Raw genomic sequence first — 22,159 nt, 5'->3', positions numbered from 1 at the left:
GTGATGACACGATCCCGCATAAGCTTTGCCCTCGTAGCCGCCTTGGTTGCGGGTGTCGCAGTGTTCTTCGCCTCGTTGGAGACACGCTCGGCGGAGCCGCCGCCGCTGCCCACGGCCGGGACCGGCGGGCGGGCAGGGCCGCCGCCTCTTCCCAAAGCCGGCCCACCGCCCTTGCCCGGTGGCGCGGCAGGTGTGCCGCCGCCCATGCGGACCGATCAGGCTGGTCATGCACTGCCGCCGATGCTGCGGCTCCGGCAGCATGTCTTCTATGACCGTCAAGGTTTCGGACAGGCTGTGGAAGCGGCTGCCGCCTTGCTGCCGACTGACTGGGAGGTGGAGGGCGAGATCGTCTGGGCCGGGGTGTCGCCCTCTCTTTCCTGTATGGCCAGCGACGCCCAACTGCTTCTGCAGGCTGGCAGCGTGGATGGACTCTGGGGGATTGAGGTCCTGCCGGCACCCAAGACCGTCTGGTATGAGCTCGATCTCTCCGGCGCCACACTGTTCCCGGGTTTAACCGGCGCGCTGGATCACGAGGCCTTGATGCTTCGCCCGCTCATGGAGCAGGCGGAAAGCAGCATGCATCGTCCCGGCAGCTTCTGTCGCCTCACGCCGCGCACGGGCGTCGAGGGCCTGGCCGAGGATGCCTTCCTGCCCGGTCTGCGCCCCGATGCCCGTATCATCGACCGCGAGCCGGTGCCCGACGTGTTGGCCTATGTGGAGCGGGAACTGGGGCAGATCCAGACGGCGGGCCTCGACGTGCGCATGATGCCGCTGGCTGAGAGCTACCGCCTGCAGCGGCAAACCCCTGCCGGGCCGGTGGAGGAGATGCTTCTCTTCTCCGGCTGGCGCATGGCCACGCGCCTGCCCATGGCCGACGGCGCGGCCACAATCAGCTCCGACGTGAACGGTCTGCCGGTCCTGCTCATGCGCTATCCGGCGGGGGCGCGCGAGCAGGCGGAGCCTCTGTTCACCGCGATCTTCTCGTCCTTGCGCTTCAGCCCACGCTGGGAAGCCGCCATGGCAGCGCATCGCGCGAAGATGGGCGAAATCGCCCGCAAGGGCGCTGCAGATCGCAGCGCGATCTGGGCGGAAACGAGCCGCCAGATCTCCGACATCCAGATGCAGGGCTGGGAGAACCGGCAACAGAGCGCCGACCGCATGATGGCGCTCACCAGCGACCAGATCCGGGAGGTGCGGCCGTTGCGCGACCCCCAAACCGGTGAGAGCTTCGAGCTTCCCCAGCATTACGAGAGCTTCTACCGCAACCCGCAGGGCGAGCTTCTCATGTCCACGAACCCGGAGTTTCGAGCTCATGAACTCTTTCCGCACGAAAACTGGGTAAGGCTCGAGAACGCACCCCGATGACATGTTCAGGCAAGGCTTCGCAGGAACCGGGGCCGGTCACAAGGAAAGTCTGAGAGCATGAGAAAGCACGGTATCACCCTATCCCTCGCCCTCGCAGCACTGCTGTCCTTCGCCTTGCCGGCACAGGCGGAGCAGCCCGCGGAATGGTATGCGGCCATCGAGGGTGACGCCCAGGGCCCCTTCACGGCCGAGGAACTCCAGGTGCAGCATCTGGCGCCCGATACTCTGGTCTGGCGCGAGGGAGAAGCCGACTGGGCTCCGCTGAGCGGCTTTGCGGAACTGCAAGCCCCCGTCCGCAGGGCGGTGGCACCACCGCCGCTGCCCGCAGCGGCCAGCGAACCCCCGGATGAGCGGGAGTACTTCCTCGACGAAACCGGCGCCGCATCGGCGCCCCTTACCCGTGACGACGTTGCCTCGCGCCTTGCCGAAGGCCGGGCCTCGGCCGATACGCTGGTGTGGTTCGACGGCATGGCCGATTGGGCGCCTTTGCGCGATACACCCCTGGCTGCGCTGCTGTCCGCGGCGCCCCCTGTCGTGGCGGCACCCGCACCGGCGCGGCCCACAGCCGAGGCCGCCGGTTCCGATCCTCAAGCCCTGCTGCCGGGCCGCTGGCAGGCCGAGATGCGCGAGCATTTCGACGGCATGGCGCAGCCCATCGTGCTCACCATCCTTCTGGAGTTCGGGCAAGGCGGGGAGTATTCGGGCAATGCACACTCCCGCCTCGACCTCAGTGCCCAAGGCATGCCTGAACCGGTCGATCTCGAACTGTTTCTGCAAGGGCGCTGGAGCGCCCGATCGCTCGATTCGGACCGCATCGAACTGCACACCCAGGGCTTCCAGGTCGTGCGCCTGCCGGCCCTGGAGGTGGAGGAGCGCGAAGAGATGGATGACCGCTCCATCTTCGAGATCCTGGACCCGGACACCCTGCGCGACGAGGACGGAACGGTTCTGCGCCGGATGTGAGCGCTGTGGGGGAGGCTAGGCCCCCACCTTCGCGCTGCGGCGGCTGTAGCGCAGGGTGAGCAGGCCGGCGGCGCCGCCGATCAGCGCCGGGGCAATCAGCAGGGCGTAGGTGGCGGCGTAGCTGTCGATCCAGCCATAGAGCTGGACGAAGATTGCCGGGCCCACCAGCACCCCCGAGAAGGTGCAGAAGGTGGCGACACCCGTGGAGGTGCCCACCATGGACGGTGGGGTGAGACGCACCACCTCGGAGAGGAAAACGCCATTCCAGCCCACCGCCGAGGCGCCAAAGACAGCGGCGATGGCAAAGGCGAGCCAGCGCGGGGAGTCGCCGTTGAGCTGCGAAAAGCCGAGGCAGCAGGCGGCGGTGATCAAACCTACGATCGCCAGGACCAGTGCGTTGCGCTGCAGCCGGTCGGCCACCAGGCCCCAGGAAAGGCGCCCCGCGACGCCGAAGACCTGCACCGTGGCCAGCAGCGAGCCTGCCAGCACGGCGCCGAAGGCCAGTTCCGTCACGGCCAAGGAGACCACGAAGGTCATCAGGCAGAGCTGGATCGCGCCAAAGCAGAAGCCGCAAAAGCAGAGCCACCGCAGCGCCGGCTGGGCGAAAACCCGCCCCGCGCCGCGCAGTGCACCAAGCCCGATGGGGGCATCGCCCCGGCGGTCGCAGTCCCAGGTTTCCCGGGCTGGGGAGAGTGTCACTGCCAGCAACAGGGCCACGGGAACGATGACGGCCACTGCCGGCTGCCAGCCCCAGTTCACAGCGATCCAGGGTGTGAGCAGGCCAGCGGCGATGCCGCCGATGGGCACGCCGGTTTGCTTGATGGAGAATACGAAGCTGCGGTTCCGCGTCGTGGTGTAGCGCGCCAGGATGTGCGCCGCCGAAGGATTGGTCAGGCCATAGGAAAAGCCGATAGCAATCGAGGCCACTGCAATGGCGGGCAGGGCCGGCAGCACGACGATGGCGCAGCCCAGCGCGCAGCAGAGCAGGGATACTTGGCTGATCCGGCAGGGCCCCCAGCGCGAGACCAGCCCGCCGGCGATGAGGGAGGTGCCGGTGGCCACGAAGTAGATGATCGTGATCTGATAGCCCACCAGAACCGGCGGCAGGTCGAAGGCTTCTGCCACCGTGGGCGCGATGGCGGCCAGGGCCAACACGGCCCAGGCACCGATCCCCTGGGTGAGCAGCGTGGCCGCCAGCACACCCGGCAGGCCCAGCAACAACGCGCCTGCGCCGCGTGCTGCCGGCGGCTGTGATTTACTGTCCTCGCTTGTGGTGCTCACGGTGGCGTCACTGGATGATGCTGGGCAGCCAGGTGACCAGATCCGGCACCAGGATGAGCAGCACGATCACCGTTATGATCGGAATGAGGAAGGGCAGGACGGCGCGCACGACCTTCTCGAAGGGTATGCCGACGATCTCCACCAAGACGAAGAGCACGTTGCCAAACGGCGGGGTGATCACGCCGACCGACAGGGTGATGACCATCAGAACGCCGAAGAACAGTGGATCGATGCCGAGCGACTGCACCGTGAGCATGAAGATCGGCGTGAAGATCAGGACGGCCTCCACCACGCTCATGAAGCAGCCGATCACAAGGAAGAAGGCGGCGATGAGGAAGAGAATGACCGTCAGGCTGACATCCAGGCTGGTGAGCGCCAGGGCCAGTTCCTGCGGAATGCGCAGGCGCACCAGCAGCCAGCCGTAAAAGGTGGCGATTGCGATGATGAACATGATCACCGAAGTAAAACGCACGGTGCGTTCCAGGACGCCCACCAGATCGCGGACACTGACGTCGCGATAGACGACAAAGGCGAGGAACAGGGCGTAGACACAGGCCACGGCGCCGGCCTCGGTCGGCGTGAAGATGCCACTCCAGATGCCGCCCACGATAATCAGTGGAGTGAGCAGCGGCGGCAGGGCACGCCAGAACAGCCGGGCGATCTCCAGACAGGACGCGCGCGGCGAGCGCGGCAGGTCGATCCAGAAGGAGACGATGAAGCTCGTGGCCATGAGCGCCAGGCCGATGATGATGCCGGGGATCAGGCCGGCGATGAAGAGCGCGGCAATGGAGGTGCCCGAGAGCCAGCCGTAGACCACCATGGCGATCGACGGTGGGATGACCGGGCTGATGATGGAGGCTGCGCCGGTGATGCCGGCGGCAAAACGCATCGGGTAGCCCCGGTCGCGCATCGCTTTCAGTTCCAGCTGCCCGATGCCAGCCACGTCGGCGACCGCCGTGGCGGACATGCCGGCGAAGATCATGCTGGCCACCACGTTCACATGGCCGAGCCCACCGCGAATGTGACCGACCAGTGCGTTGGCGAAGTCGAAGATCCGGTTCGTCACAGAGCCCACGTTCATTAACGAGGCAGCAAAGATGAAAAAGGGGATCGCCAGGATGGGGAAGCTGTTGAGCCCGCGCATCATCTGCAGCGCGAACAGCTCCGTGGGTATGGCGGAAATGCCACCATCGATCGCCAAGACAGCCAGGCAGGTCAGGCCGATGGAGATCGCGACGGGAACGCCCAGCGCGAAGAGCAGCACCATCAGGCCTAGGAAGACGACGAGGTATTCCATTCCGTTTCCGTTTCCGTGACGGCCACCATGCTCGGCCCCCGGCGCAGCAGGCGCCCGAGATGCAGCAGGCTGAAAATGATCATGGCGCCCAGGCCGATAACCAGGGCGAGGTAGAGATAGCTGTAGCTGATGCCCAGCGCCGTGGTGGAGTTGTTGGCGCTGACCGACATCATCGAAAACGCGCCCTTGAAGGCCACGGCGAAGAGCAGCAGCGAGGCGAGCTCAATGAAGATACTGAGCGCGTAGCGCGGCCGCAGTCCGATACGTCGCAACAGCACGTCGATGGTGATGTGGCGGCGGCGTGACCAAGTGGCCGCGGCGCCCAGCATGACCATCCACATCAGCAATCCTGCTCCGATCTCCTCGGACCAGGGCACGGAGACGTGAAAGACCTGACGTCCGACCACCGACCAGGCGATGACCACCACGAGCGTGAGCATCAGGATCAGCGCGACAATCTCCAGCACCCGCGCGATGGCGGCTTCGATCCGCTCCAGGGTCATAGGAGTTCCTGTATCCGGGCTGGCCAAGGGAATGGGGGCGTCGTGACGACGCCCCCCTACCTGATTACTGCCCTTCGGTGGCAGCGATTGCCGCTTCAATGTCGGCGGCCACGCTGTCCGCCTTGTCGGCGAGCGCGCGCTCAACCGCCGGGGCGGCCTTCTCGCGGAAGGGTGCCTGATCGACGTCGATGAAGGTCATGCCATTTTCGATCAGGCCTTCGCGATAGAACTCGTCCTTCTCCAGCTCGACCTCGTAGCCATGCTGACGGGCTTCGTGCACGGCCTCGGTCAGCATCTCCTGGTCGGCTTCGTCCAGACCATCCCACCAGGGGGCTGATGCGACCCAGTGCCAGGGGAAGGAGAGGTGAGAGGTGGTGATGATGTGGTCCTGCACCTCCCAGAGCTGGCGCGTATAGGGGGAGGCGAGGCTGTTCTCATGTGCCTCGACCTGGCCTGTACGCATGGCCAGATAGATGTCCGGCGCCGGGATCACCACGGCCTGTACGCCCAGCTCCTCCCAGACGTCCACCCAGACCGGAATCTGCGGCAGCCGCATCTTCAGGCCTTCGAGATCGTCCGGTGAATTGATTGCCGGTGTGGAGGTCATGTGCCGGAAAGCGCGCATCTGCGGGCCAATGTAGTGCAGGTTGCCGCGCTCCCGCGAGACCTGCTGCATGGCCTGACCGGACTCAGTCTCCATGATGTAGTGCTCGACCGCGCCCCAGTTGGGGAAGACGAAGGGCACGGAGACGGCGTCATACTCCGGCGCGTACTGGCCCATGAAGGCGCCGCCGGTGAGGGCCATCTGCGTCTGGCCGAGGTTGAGCAGCTCCAGCACCTCGACTTCGTCGCCGAGCTGCCCGCCCGAGTAGACGTTGACTTCGAAGCTGCCGTCGGAGCGCTCTTCGACGATCTCCTTGAAGCGCAGCATGGCCGCTTCTTCGGAACCGCCGGCGCTCATGGTGTTGTGCACCTCGATCACATCCTGTGCCTGGGCTGTCGCGACCAGGCCCAGGGACAGGGCAACCGAAGCGGCCAGCGCCGTACGGCTGAGAAGTCCAGTTCTGAGATTCATAAGGTTCTTCCTCCCTCTCATAGCTCTTGCAAGACGTTACGCCGCACTAATCATCGTTTGCGGCGCGTTGCGGCAGATCCCGCAGTGCCCCCAGCACTTCATCATTGTGCGCACCCAGATCGGGCGCGGGCAAACGGACTCTACAGGGTGTGCCATCGAGTTTCACCGGAAAGCCGAGCATGCGCACGGTACCGTGTCCCGGGTGTTCCACTTCCATCACCATTTCCTGGGCCAGGACCTGGGGGTCGGCAAAGACCTCCGCCAGATTCTGGACCCGTCCGCTCGGCACGCCGGCGGCGTTCAGGCGTTCGATCCACGTGGCCTGGGTTTCGCTCTGCATGCGCTGGGAAATCAGGGCATTCAGCTCGTCGCGGCGAGCAAAGCGCTTGTCGTTGTGATCGAAGCGCGGGTCGTCCAGCAGCTCTTCCAGCCCAATGGTGCGCATGAAGCGCCGCAGGATGACCTCGTTGCTGGGTGCCACCGCCACTTCGCCGTCGCTGGCCTTGTAGAGGCCGTAGGGCGCGACCAGGGGGTGGTCGTTGCCGGTGCGCGGCGGCAGCTCCCCGCTCATGAGATGCTCGCTGCCGAGATAGGCCATGAAGGAGAGGATGCCGTTCAGCATCGCGCTCTCCACGTGCTGGCCCTTGCCGTTGATGTCGCGGGCGCGCAAGGCGTTGACGATGCCAAAGGCGGCATAGAGGCCGGCGACCAGGTCGGTGATCGGCTGTCCGCTGCGCAGCGGCTCCTGATCCGCGCGGCCGTTGACGCTCATGAAGCCGCTCATGGCTTGGGTGATAAAGTCGAAGGCCGGCCGGTCGACGTAGGGACCTGTGCTGCCGTAGCCATTAATGTTGGCGGTCACCAGCTGCGGGTTCAGCTGTTTGAGTCGCTCCGGCCCGAAGCCCATGCGGGCCATCACGCCCGGGCGGAAATTGTCCACCAGGACGTCGGCGGTCTGGATGAGCTTGGCGAGCTGTGCCTTGCCTTCCTCGCCGTAGAGGTCGAGCTCGACCGACTTTTTGTTGCGATTAAAGGAGGCGAAGTACCAGCTCAGGCCGTCGCGAATCCCGCCCTGCGCGCGAACGGGGTCGCCCTTGCCGGGGGGCTCGATCTTGATGACCTCGGCGCCCATGTCGCCCAGCAGCATGGTGCAGAAGGGTCCCGAGAGCACCCGGGTGAGGTCGACCACCCGAATGCCATCCAATGGCTGACGCATGTTCTGGCTCACCCGCAGGCCGTCGCCACTTCGTCGAGCGCGCTGAGGCGCAGCCGCGGCCCCGCCTTCATCACCTGGCCGGGAAGCGTGCGGCCGACGACCTCTTCCACGCGCTGCGCCACGCTGCAGAGGCGCTCGAGGTCAATGCCGGTTTCCACGCCGCACTCGTGCAGCAGGTAGACCAGATCCTCGGTGCAGATGTTGCCGGTGGCACCTGGCGCGAAGGGGCAGCCGCCGATGCCGCCGATGGAGGACTCGAAGGTGGAAATGCCTTCGGCGAGTCCGGCGTAGACGTTCACGAGCCCGACGCCACGCGTGTTGTGGAAGTGCAGCGCCAGGTCGGCGTCCGGCAGTTCTGCCTTCATCGCGCGGCACAGTGCGGTCACCAGCGGCGGGGTCGCCATGCCGGTGGTGTCGCCTAGGGCCACATGGGTGATGCCGAGGTCGCGGTAGGCGCGGGCGATCTCCAGCACCGACTCGACGGGCACGTTGCCCTCGAAGGGGCAGCCGAAGGAGGTGGCGATGGCGCCCTGCACCTCGATCCCGGCCTCTTCGGCAATCCGGCAGACGTCGCGGAAGCCGGCCAGGGTTTTTGCCCGCGGGCTGTTCATGTTCTTGAGGTTGTGGCTCTCGGAGGCCGAGACGAAGACCACCATGGCATCGACACCGGCCTTGGCAGCCCCTTCGGCACCGCGGGCATTGGGCACCAGGGCCGTCAGCTTGGCGCCCGCCTTGCGCGTCACGCCGGCCATGACTTCGGCGGCATCGCGCATCTGCGGCACGGCGCGCGGAGAGACAAAGGCCGTCGCCTCGAACTGCGGCACGCCCGCCTCGATCAGTGCGTTCAGCACCTCGATCTTCGTTTCCGTGGGAATCCACTCCGATTCCGCCTGGAAGCCATCGCGGGTGCCAACTTCGACGACTCGCGCCTTGGCTGGAAAGCCGTCCGGGCGGGGGGCTTTGATCGTTCCGTCGGGCATAACGCGCTTGCTCCTCAAGGGTGTCTATCGGCGGGACCGCTGTCGGTTCGGACGCTTTCCCGTTTTCTGGCGTACCAAATTGGTATACCGTTATCCTAGCCGGTCAAGCGGAGCAGGAAAAGGGGTGTCAGCGTGGAGGCAGTGGAATCACGTCAGGCGGGAAATGGCGGCGTAGGCGTCTATGAGCGTTTGCGTGCGGATATCCTGAGCCTGCATCTGCTGCCCGGGGAGCGCATTTCCGAACGGGCGCTGGAGGCGAGGCTTGGCAGTTCGCGCACGCCGATCCGCGAGGCCTTGCTGCGCCTCGAAGTGGAAGGGCTGGTCAGCCGCGAGGGCCGCAGCCTGCGCGTCGCCCCCATCGATCTGGCCGAGTTGCTTGAAGTCTTCGAGTACCGTGAAGCGATCGAAGCGGAAGCGGTACGCTTGGCCTGTCGGCGTGCCAAGGCGAAAGACTTGGCCGAGGTGGCGCGCATGCTCGATCGAGTCGAGGGAGACGACTCGCCGGAAACCTGGTTCGACGTCGGCACCGAGGTGCATGTCAGCTTCGCGCGCCTCAGTGGCAATCGCTTTCTGGCGCGGGCGGTGCAGGACACGGTCACCCGTATCGCGCGTGCGCGCTGGATGATGGCCAAGTCCGAGCAGGGGCGGGCGGATTCCCTGCGCGAGCACCGCGAGATTCTGCAATTCATCGCCCAGGGTCGCCCTGACGAAGCGGCCGCCGCCGTGATCGCCCATACCCGCATCGTACGCGACACGCTCGTGGCGGCGTTGCGGGAAGGCCAGCGCAGTTTCCGGGCGCATGGCCTCGCGGTGCTCGACCAGGCGGAAGCGCTGGCCGACTGAAGCCCCCTCAGCTTTCCGCTTGCGAACCCTTTTCGGCCTTCCGCCCCAGGTAAACCGTCTGAACGACGTTGCGGTCCTGCAAGGGGTTGTAAAATTCCACCGGCGCCGCCCGGGCCTGGGCGAAGGCGGCTTCCATGCGCTGCGAGAAGTTGGGGTCCGGCGGCTCGTTGGACCAGAGTCCGAAAATGCCGCCCGGCCGCAGGTGGCGCGCCAGAGCCTGCAGGCCTTCGGGGCGATAGAACGCGGTGCTGCGGTCATCGAGTAGGGCGTCCGGGGAATGGTCGATGTCGAGGAGGATGGCATCGAAGCGGCGGCTTGGCTGCTCGGGATCGAAACCGGCTTCGCTGCGCGCCAGGGCAAAGAAGTCGCCGGCCAGCAGACGACAACGCTCATCCTCGGCAAGGGCGCGCCCCATGGGCAAGAGGCCCTGGCGGTGCCAGTCGATCACCGGCTCCAGCAGGTCGATGACCAGGAGCGACCCGATGGGGTGTTCGAGCGCTGCTTGCGCGGTGTAGCCCAGGCCCAGGCCGCCGACCAACACCGCAGCGCCTTCCTGCTTGGCCAGGGCATCGAGGCCCAGGTGCGCCAGGGCAATCTCGGAAGCGGTGAAGAGGCTCGACATGAGAAATTCGTCGCCGAGCTTGATCTCATAGACCTCGACCTTCAGAGAAAGCTCCTGCCGGCGGCGAAGGCTCAAGGGGCCGATCGGGGTTTCCCGATGGTCCAGTTCTTCAAACAGGCGCATGCAGCACGGGCTCCTCGTTGAATTTTCGCCGCGCCCGGGGCGTCTGACGTTATAGTGATCGTTTGTTATGACACAGTCCTTGAGCAGCTCCCAACAGCAGCGCTTCCGCAAGCTCCTCACGCTTGCGGCGGAGAGCCCCTTCGCGGGCGAACGCGAGGCGGCTTTGGCCGCGGCCGAACGCATGGCCGATTCTGCGGGCATGGACCTGGAGGAGGCGGCGCGCGCCTGTGGGCGCCAGGAGCAACAGGAGCACGAGGCTGCCGGCCCGAGCCGACCGGCAGGCGCAGAGATGGAGCCGGGCTGGACCGAGAGCATGAGTCCCTCCATGCGTCGGGCCGCCTGGGCCGGCTATGCCTGGGAGGCCGCGGCAAGCCGGGCGCGCCAGCGCCACCGCGAGGAGGTCGCCCGCCGCCAGCGCGAGGAGGAAGCCCAGCGTCGTGCTGATTCCAAGCGCGGGCGGCACAATCAGCCACGCAGTGACCGATCCATGCCGCGCGGCGACTTCGCGCGCGTGCTGCTGCTGGAAACGGGCCTGCCTTTGCGCGACATTGCGGAAATCACCGATCTCGGCATGTATGAAGTTGTCGGGCTCAAGCTCAAGCTGAGACGCGAGATCGAACGGCAACAGGCCCGGCGCCGGTCCCAGCAGGCGCACGCCTGAGACGATAAGAAACAGTTGGCGCGAAAGCGCCGAAGGAGAGAGCCATGCCACTCGACCAGTCCGCCGGGGCCGATGCGAGCGATTCTGCCCTGGCCCGCCGCCTGTCGGCGGAGCTGGAAGGGGAGGTGCTCTTCGATGGCTTCAGTCGGGGGCGTTACGCCACCGATGCCTCGATTTACCAGATCCAGCCGCTGGGCGTGGTGGTGCCTCGCAGCGAGAACGACGTCGAGAAGGCGCTCACCATTGCCCGCGAGGAAGGCGTGCCGGTGTTGCCCCGCGGTGGCGGCACCTCCCAATGCGGCCAGACAGTGGGCGAGGCCTTGGTGCTCGATCTCTCCAAGTACCTGCGCGGGCTCGTCTCCCTCGATGTCGAGGCGCGGCGCGCGACGGTGCAGCCGGGGATCGTGCTGGATCACCTGAACCGGCAACTCAAACCGCACGGTCTCTGGTTTCCCGTCGATGTCTCCACCGCGAGTCGCGCCACCATTGGCGGCATGACCGGCAACAACTCCTGCGGCTCACGCTCGCTGCGCTACGGCACCATGCGCGACAATGTAGAAGGCATCGCCGCGGTGCTGGCCGATGGCAGCCCGCTCGACTGCGGCGTGCTGGAAGCTGGTGCGCCGCGCAGCAATCACCCCTCCGCGCAGCAGGACCTGATCGACGACCTGCTTGGGATCGCCACGCGTGAGCGCGAGGAGATCGCCACGCGCTTTCCCCGTCTGATGCGTCGGGTGGGCGGCTACAACCTCGACGCACTCCTGCCGGCCGGAGAAGCGCTGTCCGGCGAGATCGCGCGGCGGCCCGGCGACCCACCCAACCTGGCGCACCTGCTGGTCGGCTCTGAAGGCACGCTGGCCTACTTCAAGCAGATCGAACTGCGGCTTGCGCCCCTGCCGCGCAACAAGGTGCTCGGCGTCTGCCACTTTCCCACCTTCTACCAGGCCATGCAGGCGCCGCAGCACATCGTTGAGCTCGGGCCGACGGCAGTGGAACTGGTCGACCGCACCATGCTCGGTCTGTCGCGCGACATTCCGGCCTTTCGTGAGGTCGTGGATCAGTTCGTGCAGGGAGAACCCGACGCCCTGTTGCTTGTGGAGTTCGCCGAGGAAGACCAGGCCGAGAACCTGCGCCGGCTGGACAGGCTGATGGAACTGATGGGCGACCTGGGCCATCCCGGCGCCGTGGTGAAGGCGGTGGACCCGGCCTTCCAGTCCGCCATCTGGGAGGTCCGAAAGCAGGGCCTCAACATCATGATGTCGATGAAGGGCGACGGCAAACCCGTCTCCTTCGTCGAGGACTGTGCTGTGCGCCTGGAGGACCTGGCCGAGTACACGCGGCGCCTGACCGAGGTTTTCGAGCGCCACGGCACCACCGGCACCTGGTATGCCCATGCCTCGGTCGGCTGCCTGCATGTGCGCCCGGTCCTGAATATGAAGGACCCGGTGGGCGCCAGCACCATGCGGGCCATTGCCGAGGAGGCCTTCGAGTTGGTGCGGGCCTATGAAGGCAGCCATTCGGGCGAGCATGGTGACGGCCTGGTGCGCTCCGAAGCCCATCGGCAGATGTTCGGCGAGCGTCTCCTGGGCGCTTTCGGCGAGGTGAAGCAACGCCTGGACCCCGAGTGGCGGCTGAACCCGGGCAAGATCGTCGCGCCGCCGGCCATGGATGACCGCAGCCTGATGCGCTATCCGCCGGACTACGGCGTCTCGCCGCTCGACACGGCGCTGGACTGGGCTGCCTGGGGCGGTTTCGCCGGGGCGGTGGAGATGTGCAACAACAACGGCGCATGCCGCAAGTTCGATGCTGGGGTGATGTGCCCCTCCTATCGGGTCACCCGCGACGAGCAGCATCTGGTGCGCGGCCGGGCCAACAGCCTGCGCTTGGCGCTGTCGGGCCAGTTGGGACCCGATGCCCTTACGTCGGACGAGATGGCGGAAACCTTGAAGCTCTGCGTCTCCTGCAAGGGCTGCAAGCGCGAGTGCCCGACCGGCGTCGATATGGCGCGCATGAAGATCGAGGTGCAGCATCAGCGCGCCCAGGCCAAGGGTGTGCCGCTGCGTGAGCGCCTGATTGCCCACCTGCCGCGCTATGCCCCCTGGGTGGCGAAGGTTCCCTGGCTGGCGAACATGCGAGACGACTTACCGGGCGCAGCGCGGCTCAGCGAGAAGCTGCTGGGTCTGGCGGCAGAACGGCGACTGCCCCGTTGGTCCTCGCGGCCCTTTCTGCCGCGGGAGAATGCAATGGGACCGGTCGAGGGGCGGGAGGTCGTTCTGCTCGCCGACAGCTTCAATCGCTGGTTCGAGCCGGAGAACCTGGAGGCCGCCTGCGCCGTGCTGGTGGCTGCGGGCTGCCGGGTACATCTGGCCAAGGCGCCGGATGGCGGGCGTCCGCTGTGCTGCGGGCGCACCTATCTCGCAGCGGGCCTAGTGGATGAGGCGCGGGCCGAGCAGGGGCGCACACTGGCGGCGCTGCGACCCTTCCTGGAGCGCGATCTGCCGGTGATCGGGCTCGAGCCCTCCTGCCTGCTTACCTTCCGCGACGAGGCCATGGCGCTGCAGCCGGGCGCGGAAACCGACCGCCTTTCGCGCAAGGCGTTGCTCTTCGAGGAATTCCTGGCCCTGGGGCTGGACGAAGGCTGGCTGGAACTGCCGCTGCAGGCCTTGCCGCAGACCCGTGCACTGCTGCATGGGCATTGCCACCAGAAGGCCTTCGCCGCTTTCAAGCCGGTGGAACGGGTGCTGAAGCTGATCCCGGGCCTTTCGGTGGAAACGGTGGAGACCTCCTGCTGCGGCATGGCTGGTGCCTTCGGCTATCAGGCGGAAACCCTTGAGGTTTCGCGCGCCATGGGCGAGGCCGACCTCCTGCCGGCGGTGCGCGCCGCCTCCGCGGACACCTTGATCGTGGCGGATGGCACTTCCTGCCGCCACCAGATCGCCGACGGAAGCCAGCGCGAAGCGTTGCACGTGGCGCGCGTGCTGCAGCAGGCATTGCGCTCCGAAGCATAGGCGGCCAGGGCAGCTTCCGCCCGGAGTTTGATTCATGTCATGTCTCTCCGCCGCTTGGCGGCCCTATCAAGGCTGGTTTCATCCCTTCACACGGAAAGGATATCCATGCCCGACGCGAGCGACACTCCTCCACCCTGGCATCACCGGCCGGTTCGCGAAATCTTCGAGGAGCTCGCGACCTCTGAAAGAGGGCTGGCGGATGCAGAGGCCGAGCGCCGGCTGGAGGAGCACGGGCCCAACCGTCTTCAGCCTCCGAAGGGGCGCGGCCCGCTGCGGCGCTTCTTGGCGCAGTTCGAGAATGTCCTGATCCAGGTTCTGGTCGTGGCGGCCCTAATCACGGCGCTGCTGGGACATTGGATCGACAGCGCCGTCATATTAGGCGTCGTGATCATCAACGCCGCTGTCGGCTTCTTTCAGGAAGGCAAGGCCGAGCGCGCGCTGGAAGCCATCCGCGACATGCTCTCGCCGGAAGCCACCGTTGTGCGCGACGGCCAGCGCAGGACCATCGATGCCGGTACGCTGGTGCCAGGCGATCTGGTGCTGCTGAAATCCGGCGACAAGGTGCCGGCGGACCTGCGCCTGCACCAGACTCGCAGCCTCCAGGTGCAGGAGGCAGCATTGACCGGCGAATCGCTGCCGAGCGAGAAGGACAGCGAGCCGGTCGAGATCGATGCTCTGCTGGGTGATCGTCGCTCCATGGCCTATGCCGGCACGCTGGTGACCCAGGGCAAGGCGGCCGGTGTGGTGGTGGCGACGGGCCCGCGTACGGAAATCGGTCGCATCAGCGGCATGATGGCGGATGTCGCGCCCATGACCACGCCGCTGCTGCGCAAGATGGCGCAGTTCGGCCGCTGGCTCAGCCTTGGAATCCTGGTGCTCGCGGCGCTTACCTTCGCTTTCGGCATCCTGTTGCGCGACTACGATGCCAGCGAGATGTTTCTGGCGGCTGTCGGTCTGGCGGTGGCAGCCATTCCGGAAGGCCTTCCGGCGATCCTGACCATTACGCTGGCGATCGGGGTCACCCGCATGGCCGGGCGCAATGCCATCATCCGGCGGCTGCCGGCCGTGGAGACCCTGGGCTCGGTCACGGTGATCTGTTCCGACAAGACCGGCACGCTGACGCGCAACGAACTTTCGGTTCAGCGTCTGATCACCGCAGAGTACGACCTCGAGGTGAGCGGCACGGGCTACGGACCTGAAGGCACCTTCTCTTGCGACGGCAACCGCTGTGATCCTAAGGATTTGCGGGCTGTGGAGGCTGCGTTGCTGGGCGGGCTGCGCTGCAACGACGCTGAACTACACGAGACCGCTGAAGGCTGGATCCTGCAGGGCAATCCGACGGACGGGGCCCTGCTGGCGTTGGCAGCCAAGGCGGGCAGGGATCTGGGCTATGAGCAGAAGGCTTGCCCGCGCAGCGATGTGATCCCCTTCGAGTCCGAGCACAAGTTCATGGCAAGCCTGCACCACGATCACCGCGGGCAGCGAATGATCTATGTGAAGGGCGCCCCGGAGATCGTGCTGGAGCGCTGCGACCGGGAACTGGCCGAGGCGGAACGGCGCCCCATCGATCGGGAGGCATGGCTGTCCCGGATCGAAGCCCTCGCTGACCAGGGCATGCGAGTGTTGGCCATTGCTGAAGCCGACGCGGCGCCTGACAAGCTGGCTTTGACCTTTGATGACGTGAAGGGCGGCCTGACCCTGCTCGGCATCTACGGCATCATCGACCTGCCGCGCGACGAGGCCATCGCCGCGGTTGCCCGCTGTCATCGGGCCGGGATCGCCGTGCGCATGATCACCGGGGACCACGGCGCGACCGCGCTGGCCATCGCGCGCAAGCTGGGGTTGGGGCAGAACGGCAAGGTGCTGACCGGGCAGGACCTGGCCACCATGGACCAGGCAGCGTTGGAAGGAGCGGCGGGTGAGGTCGAGGTCTTCGCCCGCACCACGCCGGAGCAGAAGCTGCGACTGGTGGAGGCTCTGCAGCGTCGCGGCGAAGTCGTGGCCATGACAGGTGATGGTGTCAACGATGCGCCGGCACTCAAGACGGCCGACGTCGGCGTGGCTATGGGACACAAGGGTACGGAGGCGGCCAAGGAAGCCAGCGAAATGGTGTTGGCCGACGACAACTTCGCGTCCATCGCACAGGCGGTCGAGGAGGGGCGCCGGGTCTACGACAATCTGAACAAAGCCATCCTCTTCATCCTCCCGACCAATGGCGGCGAGGCTTTTGTTATCATCGCTGCGATCCTTCTGGGCCTCTCCCTGCCGATCACGCCGGTGCAGATCCTCTGGGTGAACATGATCACCGCTGTCACCCTGGCGCTGGCCCTGGCTTTCGAGAAGGCGGAGCTGGACATCATGGACCGGCCGCCCCGCCCGCCGCGTGAACCGCTGCTATCCGGCTTCCTGCTCTGGCGCATTCTGCTGGTTTCGCTCCTTCTGCTCGGCGCTGCACTCGGCCTTTTCCTCTGGCTCATTCAGCAAGGGGCCTCACTGGAGGTGGCACGTACCGCAGCGGTGAATGCCTTGGTCGTCGGGGAGATCACCTACCTCATCAACACGCGCCATCTGCGTGCCTCCTGTCTCTCCTGGGAAGCGCTGACCGGCAGTCGACCGGTCCTGATCGCTATCGGGGTGGTGGTGGTGCTTCAGGGCCTCTTTACCTATGCGCCGCCGATGCAGTTGCTCTTCGGCTCGGCTTCACTGGGCGGGCAGGAATGGGCCTTGATCTTCGGTGGCGGCCTGCTGCTCTTCGGCATCGTCGAGATTGAGAAGGCAGTGCGACGCCGCTGGTGGTGAGGCGCGCACAGGGATCTCAGTGCAGATCGCGTTCAATTGGTATCGCTTTGCGATCCAAGTGGACCGCGTGAATCTGCACTATCTCTTTGGTGTTAGACCGGATTCACGCGTTCAATCTGAAACCTTGTGGTTCAGATTGAACGCGACCCGGTCTAGTCGAAGAGCTGCCGGAACAGGTCCATCAGGGCAGCCTTTGTCTCGAAGCCAACACCCGGCACAGCCGGCAGGCGGACCTGACCATTATCAATGGGTATGTCGTCGGCAAAGCCGCCGAAGGGCGCGAAGATGCCGGGGTAGGACTCATTGCCGCCCAGCCCCAATCCGGCGGCGATGCAAAGCGCGAACTGGTGGCCGCCATGTGGGATGCAGCGGGCCGGTGACCAGCCGGCGCTGCGCATGGCGTCGAGCGTGCGCAGATACTCCACCAGGCCATAGGAGAGCGCGGGGTCGAACTGCAGCACATCGCGATCCGGCCGCATCCCGGCGTAGCGCAGCAGGTTGCGGGCATCCTGGTGCGAGAAGAGGTTCTCGCCCGTGGCCATGGGGCCGTCGTAGAACGCAGCCAGCGTGGCCTGCAGCGCGAAATCCAGCGGATCGCCCGGCTCCTCGTACCAGCGCAGTCCGTAAGGGGAGAGGGCCTTGGCGTAGGCGATGGCGGTTTCCAGATCAAAGCGGCCATTGGCGTCCACCGCCAGGCGCTGGCCATCGCCGCCCAGCAGGTCCAGCACCGCCTCGATGCGCGCGCAGTCATCCTGCAGCGACGCACCGCCGATCTTCATTTTCACCGTGTCATAGCCGAGATCCAGGTAGCCGCGCATCTCCTCCTGCAACCCCGGCAAGCCCTTCTCCGGATAGTAGTATCCGCCGGCGGCATAGACGAAGGCGGAGTTTGCCGCAGTGCCATTGCCATAGCGCTCAGCCAGGAGCTGTTGCAGCGGCTTCTCCTCGATTTTGGCGACGACATCCCAGAGCGCCATGTCAACCACGCCCACAGCGACAGAGCGCTCTCCATGCCCACCGGGCTTTTCGTTGCGCAGCATCACATTCCAGGCCTGGAAGGGGCAGAGATTGTCCCGTTCGCGATCGAGCAATTCCTCGGGCGCGGCATCGCGCAGGCGGGGAAGAATGCGCTCGCGCAGGATGCCCGCCTGGGCGTAGCGGCCGTTGCTGTTGAAGCCATAGCCCACGACGGGCCGCCCATCGCGCTGCACGTCGGTGGTGATCTTCACCACCGAGACATCCATGCGGCTGAAGTCGATGTAAGCGTTGCGGATGTCCGAGGCGATGGAGGCGGTGGCCTCCTCAATCGCAAGGATGCGCATTGGCAGTCGTCCTCTCTGGCGCACTGCGCAGCGGACCAGGCTCCGCAGCGCTATTGGTGAATCCTGGTATCACGCCTCCAGATCGCCGGCCACGGTTTGGTGTTCGTCCTGATCGGTTGCCAGGGGCTGATAGAAGATGGCGCCGAGCAGGAAGGCGACGGGCGCTTCTCCCTGAGACAGCGGGAGCAGAATGCGTTCGGCCTCGAAGCGTCGGCCGTTGGGAAAGTTCATGGGACCGCAGCGATACTTGGGCGTCCAGTCGGTCAAGATTTCGCTCCACTGGTGCGAGGTGTCGCTGCGCTGGACCAGCGGAAAGGTCTCATCGAGCGTGGCACCTTTGAGTGAGCGGCCATAACGACCCTCGATCTCGTCGCCGACCAGGCGGAAGCGCATGTCAGGAAAGCTGCCTGCCTCGCCTGGAGAGACAACTTCTATAAGCATGATATAGGGCAGCAGCGGCCCGAGCGGGATCGGGTCCAGCGCGGCGCGTGGCATGGGGTGCCCCTCAGGCGGGCAGCGCTCGCGCCAATAATTGTAGAGCTGATGAAGTCGCTCGTTACCAAGGTCGGCCAGTCGAATAGGCTGGCGTAGCGGCGTCATGGATTGACCGCCGGCAGTGTGCGTGGGCGCCCCTGTTCATCAATGGCCACATAAACGAAGGTGCCCTCGGTCACCTTCACCTCCTCGTCGGAGAGATGTCGCTTGGCCCAGGTCTCGATCACCACGGTGAGCGAGGTGGTGCCGACACGGGCCAAACGGGCATAACAGGACACCAGATCACCGACGAAAACCGGCTTGTGGAAGCGCATGGCCTCGACTGCCACCGTGGCGATACGACCCCGGGCCCGTGCGTGGGCCGGCACGGCGCCCGCGAGGTCCATCTGCGCCAGCACCCAGCCACCGAAGATGTCGCCGTTGACATTCGCATCGGCGGGCATGGCCTGGGTGCGCAGAGCGGGCTGCTCGCGCGGTGGTGACGGGTCAGCAGTCATAGGTGGCGATCTCTACCATATTTCGTGGAGCTTCGCGTATTGAAATACCGCATCTGCTTGCGACGTAGAAGGTGACTCCTATAATGCCGCGCATGGCCGATCTCTTTCAAACGCTTCCCGAAGACGAGCAGGGCTACTCCGCCAAGGACATCGAAGTCCTGGAGGGTCTTGAACCCGTACGCCGCCGCCCCGGTATGTACATCGGGGGAACGGATGAGCGGGCGCTGCATCACCTGGTCGCCGAACTTCTCGACAATGCCATGGACGAGGCGGTGGCCGGGCATGCCACACGCATCGAGGTGGCGCTCGAGCAGGGCAACCGGGTGAGCGTGCGCGACAACGGACGCGGCATTCCCATCGACCCGCATCCCAAGTTCCGCGACAAGTCTGCACTGGAGGTGATTCTCACCACGCTGCATTCGGGCGCCAAGTTCACGGCCAAAGCCTATCAGACCTCGGGCGGGCTGCATGGTGTCGGTCTGTCGGTGGTGAACGCGTTGGCGCAGGAATTGACCGTCGAGGTGGCGCGCGACCGCAAGCTCTGGCGCCAGGTCTATGCCCGCGGCCTGCCCCAAGGGCCACTGGAGCCCGCAGGTGCGGTGCACAACCGCCGGGGCACGACCATCGTCTTTCAGCCCGACCCCGAGATCTTCGGCGCCCACGCCCGCTTCATCCCGGCACGGCTCTACCGCATGGCCCGCTCCAAGGCTTATCTCCACCGCGGTGTCGAGATACGTTGGAGTTGTGATTCCGCTCTGCTGGGCGAGGGGGACAAGACGCCGCCGGAGGCGACGCTGCACTTCCCAGACGGTCTGCGGGACTTCCTGCAGGCGGTCATGGGCGAGCGGGCGACCCTGGTGCCCGAGCCCTTTGCCGGGCAGGCGGAATTTTCCGGTAAGGCGGGCCGTGTCGAGTGGGCCGTCACCTGGCCGGCCGACCGCGACGACGGCTTCACCTCCTCTTACTGTAACACCGTGCCCACGCCCGAGGGCGGCAGCCATGAGCAGGGCCTGCGCTCGGCCCTTTTGCGGGCGATCAAGGCGCACGGCGAGATGATCGGCAATCGCAAGGTGGCGCAGATCACCGGCGATGACGTGCTGGGCGGCTCCTGCGCCCTCCTGTCACTCTTCATTCCCGATCCCCAGTTCCAGGGGCAAACAAAAGAAAAGCTCTCCTCCCCCGAGGCGGCCAAGCTGGTGGAAGCCGCGATCAAGGATCACTTCGACCACTGGCTTTCGGCCGATCCGGCGCGCGCTTCGGCATTGCTCGATCGTCTGGTGGAGCGCGCAGAGGAGCGCTTGCGCCGGCGCCAGGAGAAGGAGCAGTCGCGCAAGACGGCCACCAACCGGAAACTGCGCCTCCCCGGCAAGCTTGCCGACTGCGCGCGCAGCGGCGCGGACGGAACGGAACTCTTCCTGGTGGAGGGCGATTCGGCCGGCGGTTCGGCCAAGCAGGCACGCCGGCGCGACACCCAGGCGGTGCTCCCCCTGCGCGGCAAGATCCTGAACGTCGCTTCCGCCTCACCGGAGAAGCTGCGCGGCAACCAGGAGGTCCAGGACATCGGTCTGGCTCTGGGCTGCGGGCTGCGCAAGGATTTCGACGTCAACAAGCTGCGCTACGAGCGGGTCATCATCATGACCGACGCGGACGTGGACGGTGCCCACATCGCGAGCCTGCTCATCACCTTCTTCTTTCGCGAGATGCCGGGCCTGATCGAGGCTGGACGCCTCTTCCTGGCCCAGCCGCCGCTCTATCGCCTCAGCCAGGGCGGCAAGGTTGCCTACGCCCGGGACGAAGAGGATCGCGAGCGGCTGCTGGAAGGCTTCGGCGGCAAGGGCAAGGTCGAGGTGAGCCGCTTCAAGGGCTTGGGCGAGATGCCGCCGGGCCAGCTCAAGGAAACCACCATGGATCCCGACAAGCGCACGCTGCTGCGCGTGGTGATCCAGGAGGCCACCGATCTGGACGAAGACGGCACGGAACGCCGCCTGGCCGAGGAGCGGGTGGAGCAGCTCATGGGCCGCAAGGCCGAGCTGCGCTTCGCCTTCATCCAGGAACACGCCCGCTTCGTCACGGCTGATAGCCTGGATGTATAGGCGGCCTTGCTCGTTTAACCGATCTCAATAACCACCCGGCCGCGAACCTGACCGGCCAGGATCTCGTCGGCCAGCTCGGGCAGCCGTGACAGGGGCTCGACTTGGGTCATGTTGGCCAGGGCCTTGGGATCGAGGCTTTCGGCCAGCAGGCCCCAGGCCTCCTCGCGCCGGGCCGGCGGCGCCATCACCGAGTCGACGCCGATGAGGGCCACGCTGCGCAGGATGTGCGGCAGGACGGTGGCCGGCAGGTCGGGGCCGCCGGCGAGACCGCAGGCTGCCACCGCGCTGCCGTAGCAGGTCTGGGCCAGCACGTTGGCCAGGGTCGTGGAGCCGACGGTGTCCACGGCCCCGCCCCAGCGCTCCTTCTGCAGCGGCTTGCCCTTCTCGGAGAGTTCATCGCGGGCGACGAAGCTGCCAGCGCCCAGCGCGGCCAGGTAGTCGTGGGTCTCGGGCCGCCCGGTGGCGGCGGTCACCTGATGGCCGCGGGCGGACAGCAGGGCGACGGCAACCGAGCCGACGCCGCCGGCCGCGCCGGTCACCAGCACCTCGCGCCCGGCCGGCAGGCCCCATTTCTCCAGGGCGTGGACGCAGAGCGCCGCGGTGTAGCCGGCCGTGCCGATGGCCATGGCCTGCTCCAGGCTGAAGGCATCGGGCAGGCGGGTGAGCCACTGCGCCTTCAGGCGCTGATAGCGGCTGTAGCCACCCCATTCGCTTTCCGAAAGGCCCCAGCCATTGACCAGCACCTTGTCTCCGGACTGCCAGTCGGGTGAGCGGGACTCGACCACCGTACCGGCCAGGTCGATGCCGGCCACCATGGGCAGGCGCCGGGCGATGCGCCCCTTGCCGCTGACTGCCAGGCCGTCCTTGTAGTTCAGTGTCGAGTAGGCGACCTCCACCAGCACCTCATGGTCCGGCAGGTCGTCGAGACCCAGCTCGGCAAAGCGTGCCTTCGGCTTGCCCTCGACCTCTTCGATCAGCAGTGCCTGGAAGCGTTCGGCCATGGTGTTCTGCCCCTC

The 22,159-nt window shown here is 66.2% G+C and carries 18 protein-coding genes; 7 read left to right on the top strand and 11 right to left on the bottom strand.

The features are described 5' to 3' along the window. Positions 1 to 3 precede the first annotated feature (3 nt). Both P2G67_RS10595 and P2G67_RS10590 read left to right on the top strand, forming a co-directional pair. Positions 4 to 1,365 (top strand): hypothetical protein, encoded by a 1,362-nt coding sequence (locus tag P2G67_RS10595; RefSeq protein ID WP_275822846.1) that lies wholly within the window; start codon positions 4 to 6, stop codon positions 1,363 to 1,365. Between the two features lie 57 nt (positions 1,366 to 1,422). Then, the gene (locus P2G67_RS10590; RefSeq protein WP_275822844.1) at positions 1,423 to 2,328 is read left to right on the top strand and encodes a DUF4339 domain-containing protein; all 906 of its coding nucleotides are present in this window, start codon (positions 1,423 to 1,425) and stop codon (positions 2,326 to 2,328) included. A 15-nt stretch (positions 2,329 to 2,343) separates the two neighbouring features. Here the strand turns inward: P2G67_RS10590 and P2G67_RS10585 are convergent, their stop codons facing one another. The 6 genes from P2G67_RS10585 to P2G67_RS10560 form a co-directional block, all read right to left on the bottom strand. Continuing rightward, on the bottom strand, positions 2,344 to 3,609 hold the full coding sequence (locus P2G67_RS10585; protein WP_275822842.1) for an MFS transporter: 1,266 nt from the start codon (positions 3,607 to 3,609) through the stop codon (positions 2,344 to 2,346). Between the two features lie 7 nt (positions 3,610 to 3,616). Further along, on the bottom strand, positions 3,617 to 4,906 hold the full coding sequence (locus P2G67_RS10580) for a TRAP transporter large permease (protein WP_275822840.1): 1,290 nt from the start codon (positions 4,904 to 4,906) through the stop codon (positions 3,617 to 3,619). Next, entirely contained in the window at positions 4,882 to 5,409 is a 528-nt protein-coding gene (locus P2G67_RS10575) for a TRAP transporter small permease (protein ID WP_275822838.1), read from the bottom strand. Before P2G67_RS10575 ends, P2G67_RS10580 begins: the two co-directional genes overlap by 25 nt. Before the next feature lie 64 nt (positions 5,410 to 5,473). After that, positions 5,474 to 6,484 carry a TRAP transporter substrate-binding protein gene (locus P2G67_RS10570; RefSeq protein ID WP_275822836.1) on the bottom strand — a complete coding sequence of 337 codons (1,011 nt, stop codon included), beginning with the start codon at positions 6,482 to 6,484 and terminating at the stop codon, positions 5,474 to 5,476. 46 nt (positions 6,485 to 6,530) lie between these two features. Beyond that, positions 6,531 to 7,700: a CaiB/BaiF CoA transferase family protein gene (locus P2G67_RS10565; protein WP_275822834.1), complete on the bottom strand. Its 1,170-nt coding sequence runs from the start codon at positions 7,698 to 7,700 to the stop codon at positions 6,531 to 6,533. Positions 7,701 to 7,708: 8 nt separating this feature from the next. Next, on the bottom strand, positions 7,709 to 8,680 hold the full coding sequence (locus P2G67_RS10560) for a hydroxymethylglutaryl-CoA lyase (RefSeq protein WP_275822832.1): 972 nt from the start codon (positions 8,678 to 8,680) through the stop codon (positions 7,709 to 7,711). A gap of 132 nt (positions 8,681 to 8,812) precedes the next feature. Here P2G67_RS10560 and P2G67_RS10555 point away from each other — a divergent pair, with 132 nt between their 5' ends. Then, a complete protein-coding gene (locus P2G67_RS10555; protein ID WP_275822830.1) occupies positions 8,813 to 9,523 on the top strand; it encodes a GntR family transcriptional regulator in 711 nt (236 codons plus the stop codon). A 7-nt stretch (positions 9,524 to 9,530) separates the two neighbouring features. Here P2G67_RS10555 and P2G67_RS10550 read toward each other — a convergent pair whose 3' ends face one another. Further along, the gene (locus P2G67_RS10550) at positions 9,531 to 10,268 is read right to left on the bottom strand and encodes a polyamine aminopropyltransferase (protein ID WP_275822828.1); all 738 of its coding nucleotides are present in this window, start codon (positions 10,266 to 10,268) and stop codon (positions 9,531 to 9,533) included. A gap of 67 nt (positions 10,269 to 10,335) precedes the next feature. On the opposite strand from P2G67_RS10550, the gene P2G67_RS10545 reads away from it, so the two are divergent. From P2G67_RS10545 to P2G67_RS10535, 3 genes are all read left to right on the top strand, one after another. Beyond that, entirely contained in the window at positions 10,336 to 10,929 is a 594-nt protein-coding gene (locus tag P2G67_RS10545) for a hypothetical protein (protein ID WP_275822826.1), read from the top strand. 44 nt (positions 10,930 to 10,973) lie between these two features. Next, positions 10,974 to 13,937: an FAD-binding and (Fe-S)-binding domain-containing protein gene (locus P2G67_RS10540; protein WP_275822824.1), complete on the top strand. Its 2,964-nt coding sequence runs from the start codon at positions 10,974 to 10,976 to the stop codon at positions 13,935 to 13,937. Between the two features lie 105 nt (positions 13,938 to 14,042). Continuing rightward, complete coding sequence (locus P2G67_RS10535; RefSeq protein WP_275822822.1) at positions 14,043 to 16,736, top strand: cation-transporting P-type ATPase; 2,694 nt, start codon at positions 14,043 to 14,045, stop codon at positions 16,734 to 16,736. A 152-nt stretch (positions 16,737 to 16,888) separates the two neighbouring features. Here P2G67_RS10535 and P2G67_RS10530 read toward each other — a convergent pair whose 3' ends face one another. The 3 genes from P2G67_RS10530 to P2G67_RS10520 form a co-directional block, all read right to left on the bottom strand. Beyond that, a complete protein-coding gene (locus P2G67_RS10530) occupies positions 16,889 to 18,058 on the bottom strand; it encodes a mandelate racemase/muconate lactonizing enzyme family protein (RefSeq protein WP_322099690.1) in 1,170 nt (389 codons plus the stop codon). A gap of 69 nt (positions 18,059 to 18,127) precedes the next feature. Then, positions 18,128 to 18,658 carry a PAS domain-containing protein gene (locus P2G67_RS10525; protein ID WP_275822820.1) on the bottom strand — a complete coding sequence of 177 codons (531 nt, stop codon included), beginning with the start codon at positions 18,656 to 18,658 and terminating at the stop codon, positions 18,128 to 18,130. Then, positions 18,655 to 19,050: an acyl-CoA thioesterase gene (locus tag P2G67_RS10520; RefSeq protein ID WP_275822817.1), complete on the bottom strand. Its 396-nt coding sequence runs from the start codon at positions 19,048 to 19,050 to the stop codon at positions 18,655 to 18,657. The genes P2G67_RS10525 and P2G67_RS10520 overlap by 4 nt, the downstream gene beginning before the upstream one ends. 92 nt (positions 19,051 to 19,142) lie before the next feature. On the opposite strand from P2G67_RS10520, the gene parE reads away from it, so the two are divergent. After that, complete coding sequence (gene parE, locus P2G67_RS10515; RefSeq protein WP_275823339.1) at positions 19,143 to 21,143, top strand: DNA topoisomerase IV subunit B; 2,001 nt, start codon at positions 19,143 to 19,145, stop codon at positions 21,141 to 21,143. A gap of 14 nt (positions 21,144 to 21,157) precedes the next feature. Here parE and P2G67_RS10510 read toward each other — a convergent pair whose 3' ends face one another. After that, complete coding sequence (locus tag P2G67_RS10510; RefSeq protein ID WP_275822815.1) at positions 21,158 to 22,144, bottom strand: MDR family oxidoreductase; 987 nt, start codon at positions 22,142 to 22,144, stop codon at positions 21,158 to 21,160. Positions 22,145 to 22,159 lie beyond the last annotated feature (15 nt).

It is taken from the genome of Aquibaculum arenosum, assembly GCF_029222965.1.
In the GTDB taxonomy this organism is placed as follows: domain Bacteria; phylum Pseudomonadota; class Alphaproteobacteria; order Kiloniellales; family DSM-21159; genus Aquibaculum; species Aquibaculum arenosum.
The sequence above is the reverse complement of the archived record's forward strand: the minus strand, read 5'-3'. Positions and strand labels throughout refer to the sequence as shown.

Coding starts and splice junctions, on each gene's coding strand:
- P2G67_RS10595 (WP_275822846.1), top strand. CDS start 4: ATGACACGATCCCGCATAAGCTTTGCCCTCGTAGCCGCCTTGGTTGCG.
- P2G67_RS10590 (WP_275822844.1), top strand. CDS start 1,423: ATGAGAAAGCACGGTATCACCCTATCCCTCGCCCTCGCAGCACTGCTG.
- P2G67_RS10580 (WP_275822840.1), bottom strand. CDS start 4,906: ATGGAATACCTCGTCGTCTTCCTAGGCCTGATGGTGCTGCTCTTCGCG.
- P2G67_RS10575 (WP_275822838.1), bottom strand. CDS start 5,409: ATGACCCTGGAGCGGATCGAAGCCGCCATCGCGCGGGTGCTGGAGATT.
- P2G67_RS10570 (WP_275822836.1), bottom strand. CDS start 6,484: ATGAATCTCAGAACTGGACTTCTCAGCCGTACGGCGCTGGCCGCTTCG.
- P2G67_RS10565 (WP_275822834.1), bottom strand. CDS start 7,700: ATGCGTCAGCCATTGGATGGCATTCGGGTGGTCGACCTCACCCGGGTG.
- P2G67_RS10560 (WP_275822832.1), bottom strand. CDS start 8,680: ATGCCCGACGGAACGATCAAAGCCCCCCGCCCGGACGGCTTTCCAGCC.
- P2G67_RS10550 (WP_275822828.1), bottom strand. CDS start 10,268: ATGCGCCTGTTTGAAGAACTGGACCATCGGGAAACCCCGATCGGCCCC.
- P2G67_RS10545 (WP_275822826.1), top strand. CDS start 10,336: ATGACACAGTCCTTGAGCAGCTCCCAACAGCAGCGCTTCCGCAAGCTC.
- P2G67_RS10540 (WP_275822824.1), top strand. CDS start 10,974: ATGCCACTCGACCAGTCCGCCGGGGCCGATGCGAGCGATTCTGCCCTG.
- P2G67_RS10535 (WP_275822822.1), top strand. CDS start 14,043: ATGCCCGACGCGAGCGACACTCCTCCACCCTGGCATCACCGGCCGGTT.
- P2G67_RS10530 (WP_322099690.1), bottom strand. CDS start 18,058: ATGCGCATCCTTGCGATTGAGGAGGCCACCGCCTCCATCGCCTCGGAC.
- P2G67_RS10525 (WP_275822820.1), bottom strand. CDS start 18,658: ATGACGCCGCTACGCCAGCCTATTCGACTGGCCGACCTTGGTAACGAG.
- P2G67_RS10520 (WP_275822817.1), bottom strand. CDS start 19,050: ATGACTGCTGACCCGTCACCACCGCGCGAGCAGCCCGCTCTGCGCACC.
- parE (WP_275823339.1), top strand. CDS start 19,143: ATGGCCGATCTCTTTCAAACGCTTCCCGAAGACGAGCAGGGCTACTCC.
- P2G67_RS10510 (WP_275822815.1), bottom strand. CDS start 22,144: ATGGCCGAACGCTTCCAGGCACTGCTGATCGAAGAGGTCGAGGGCAAG.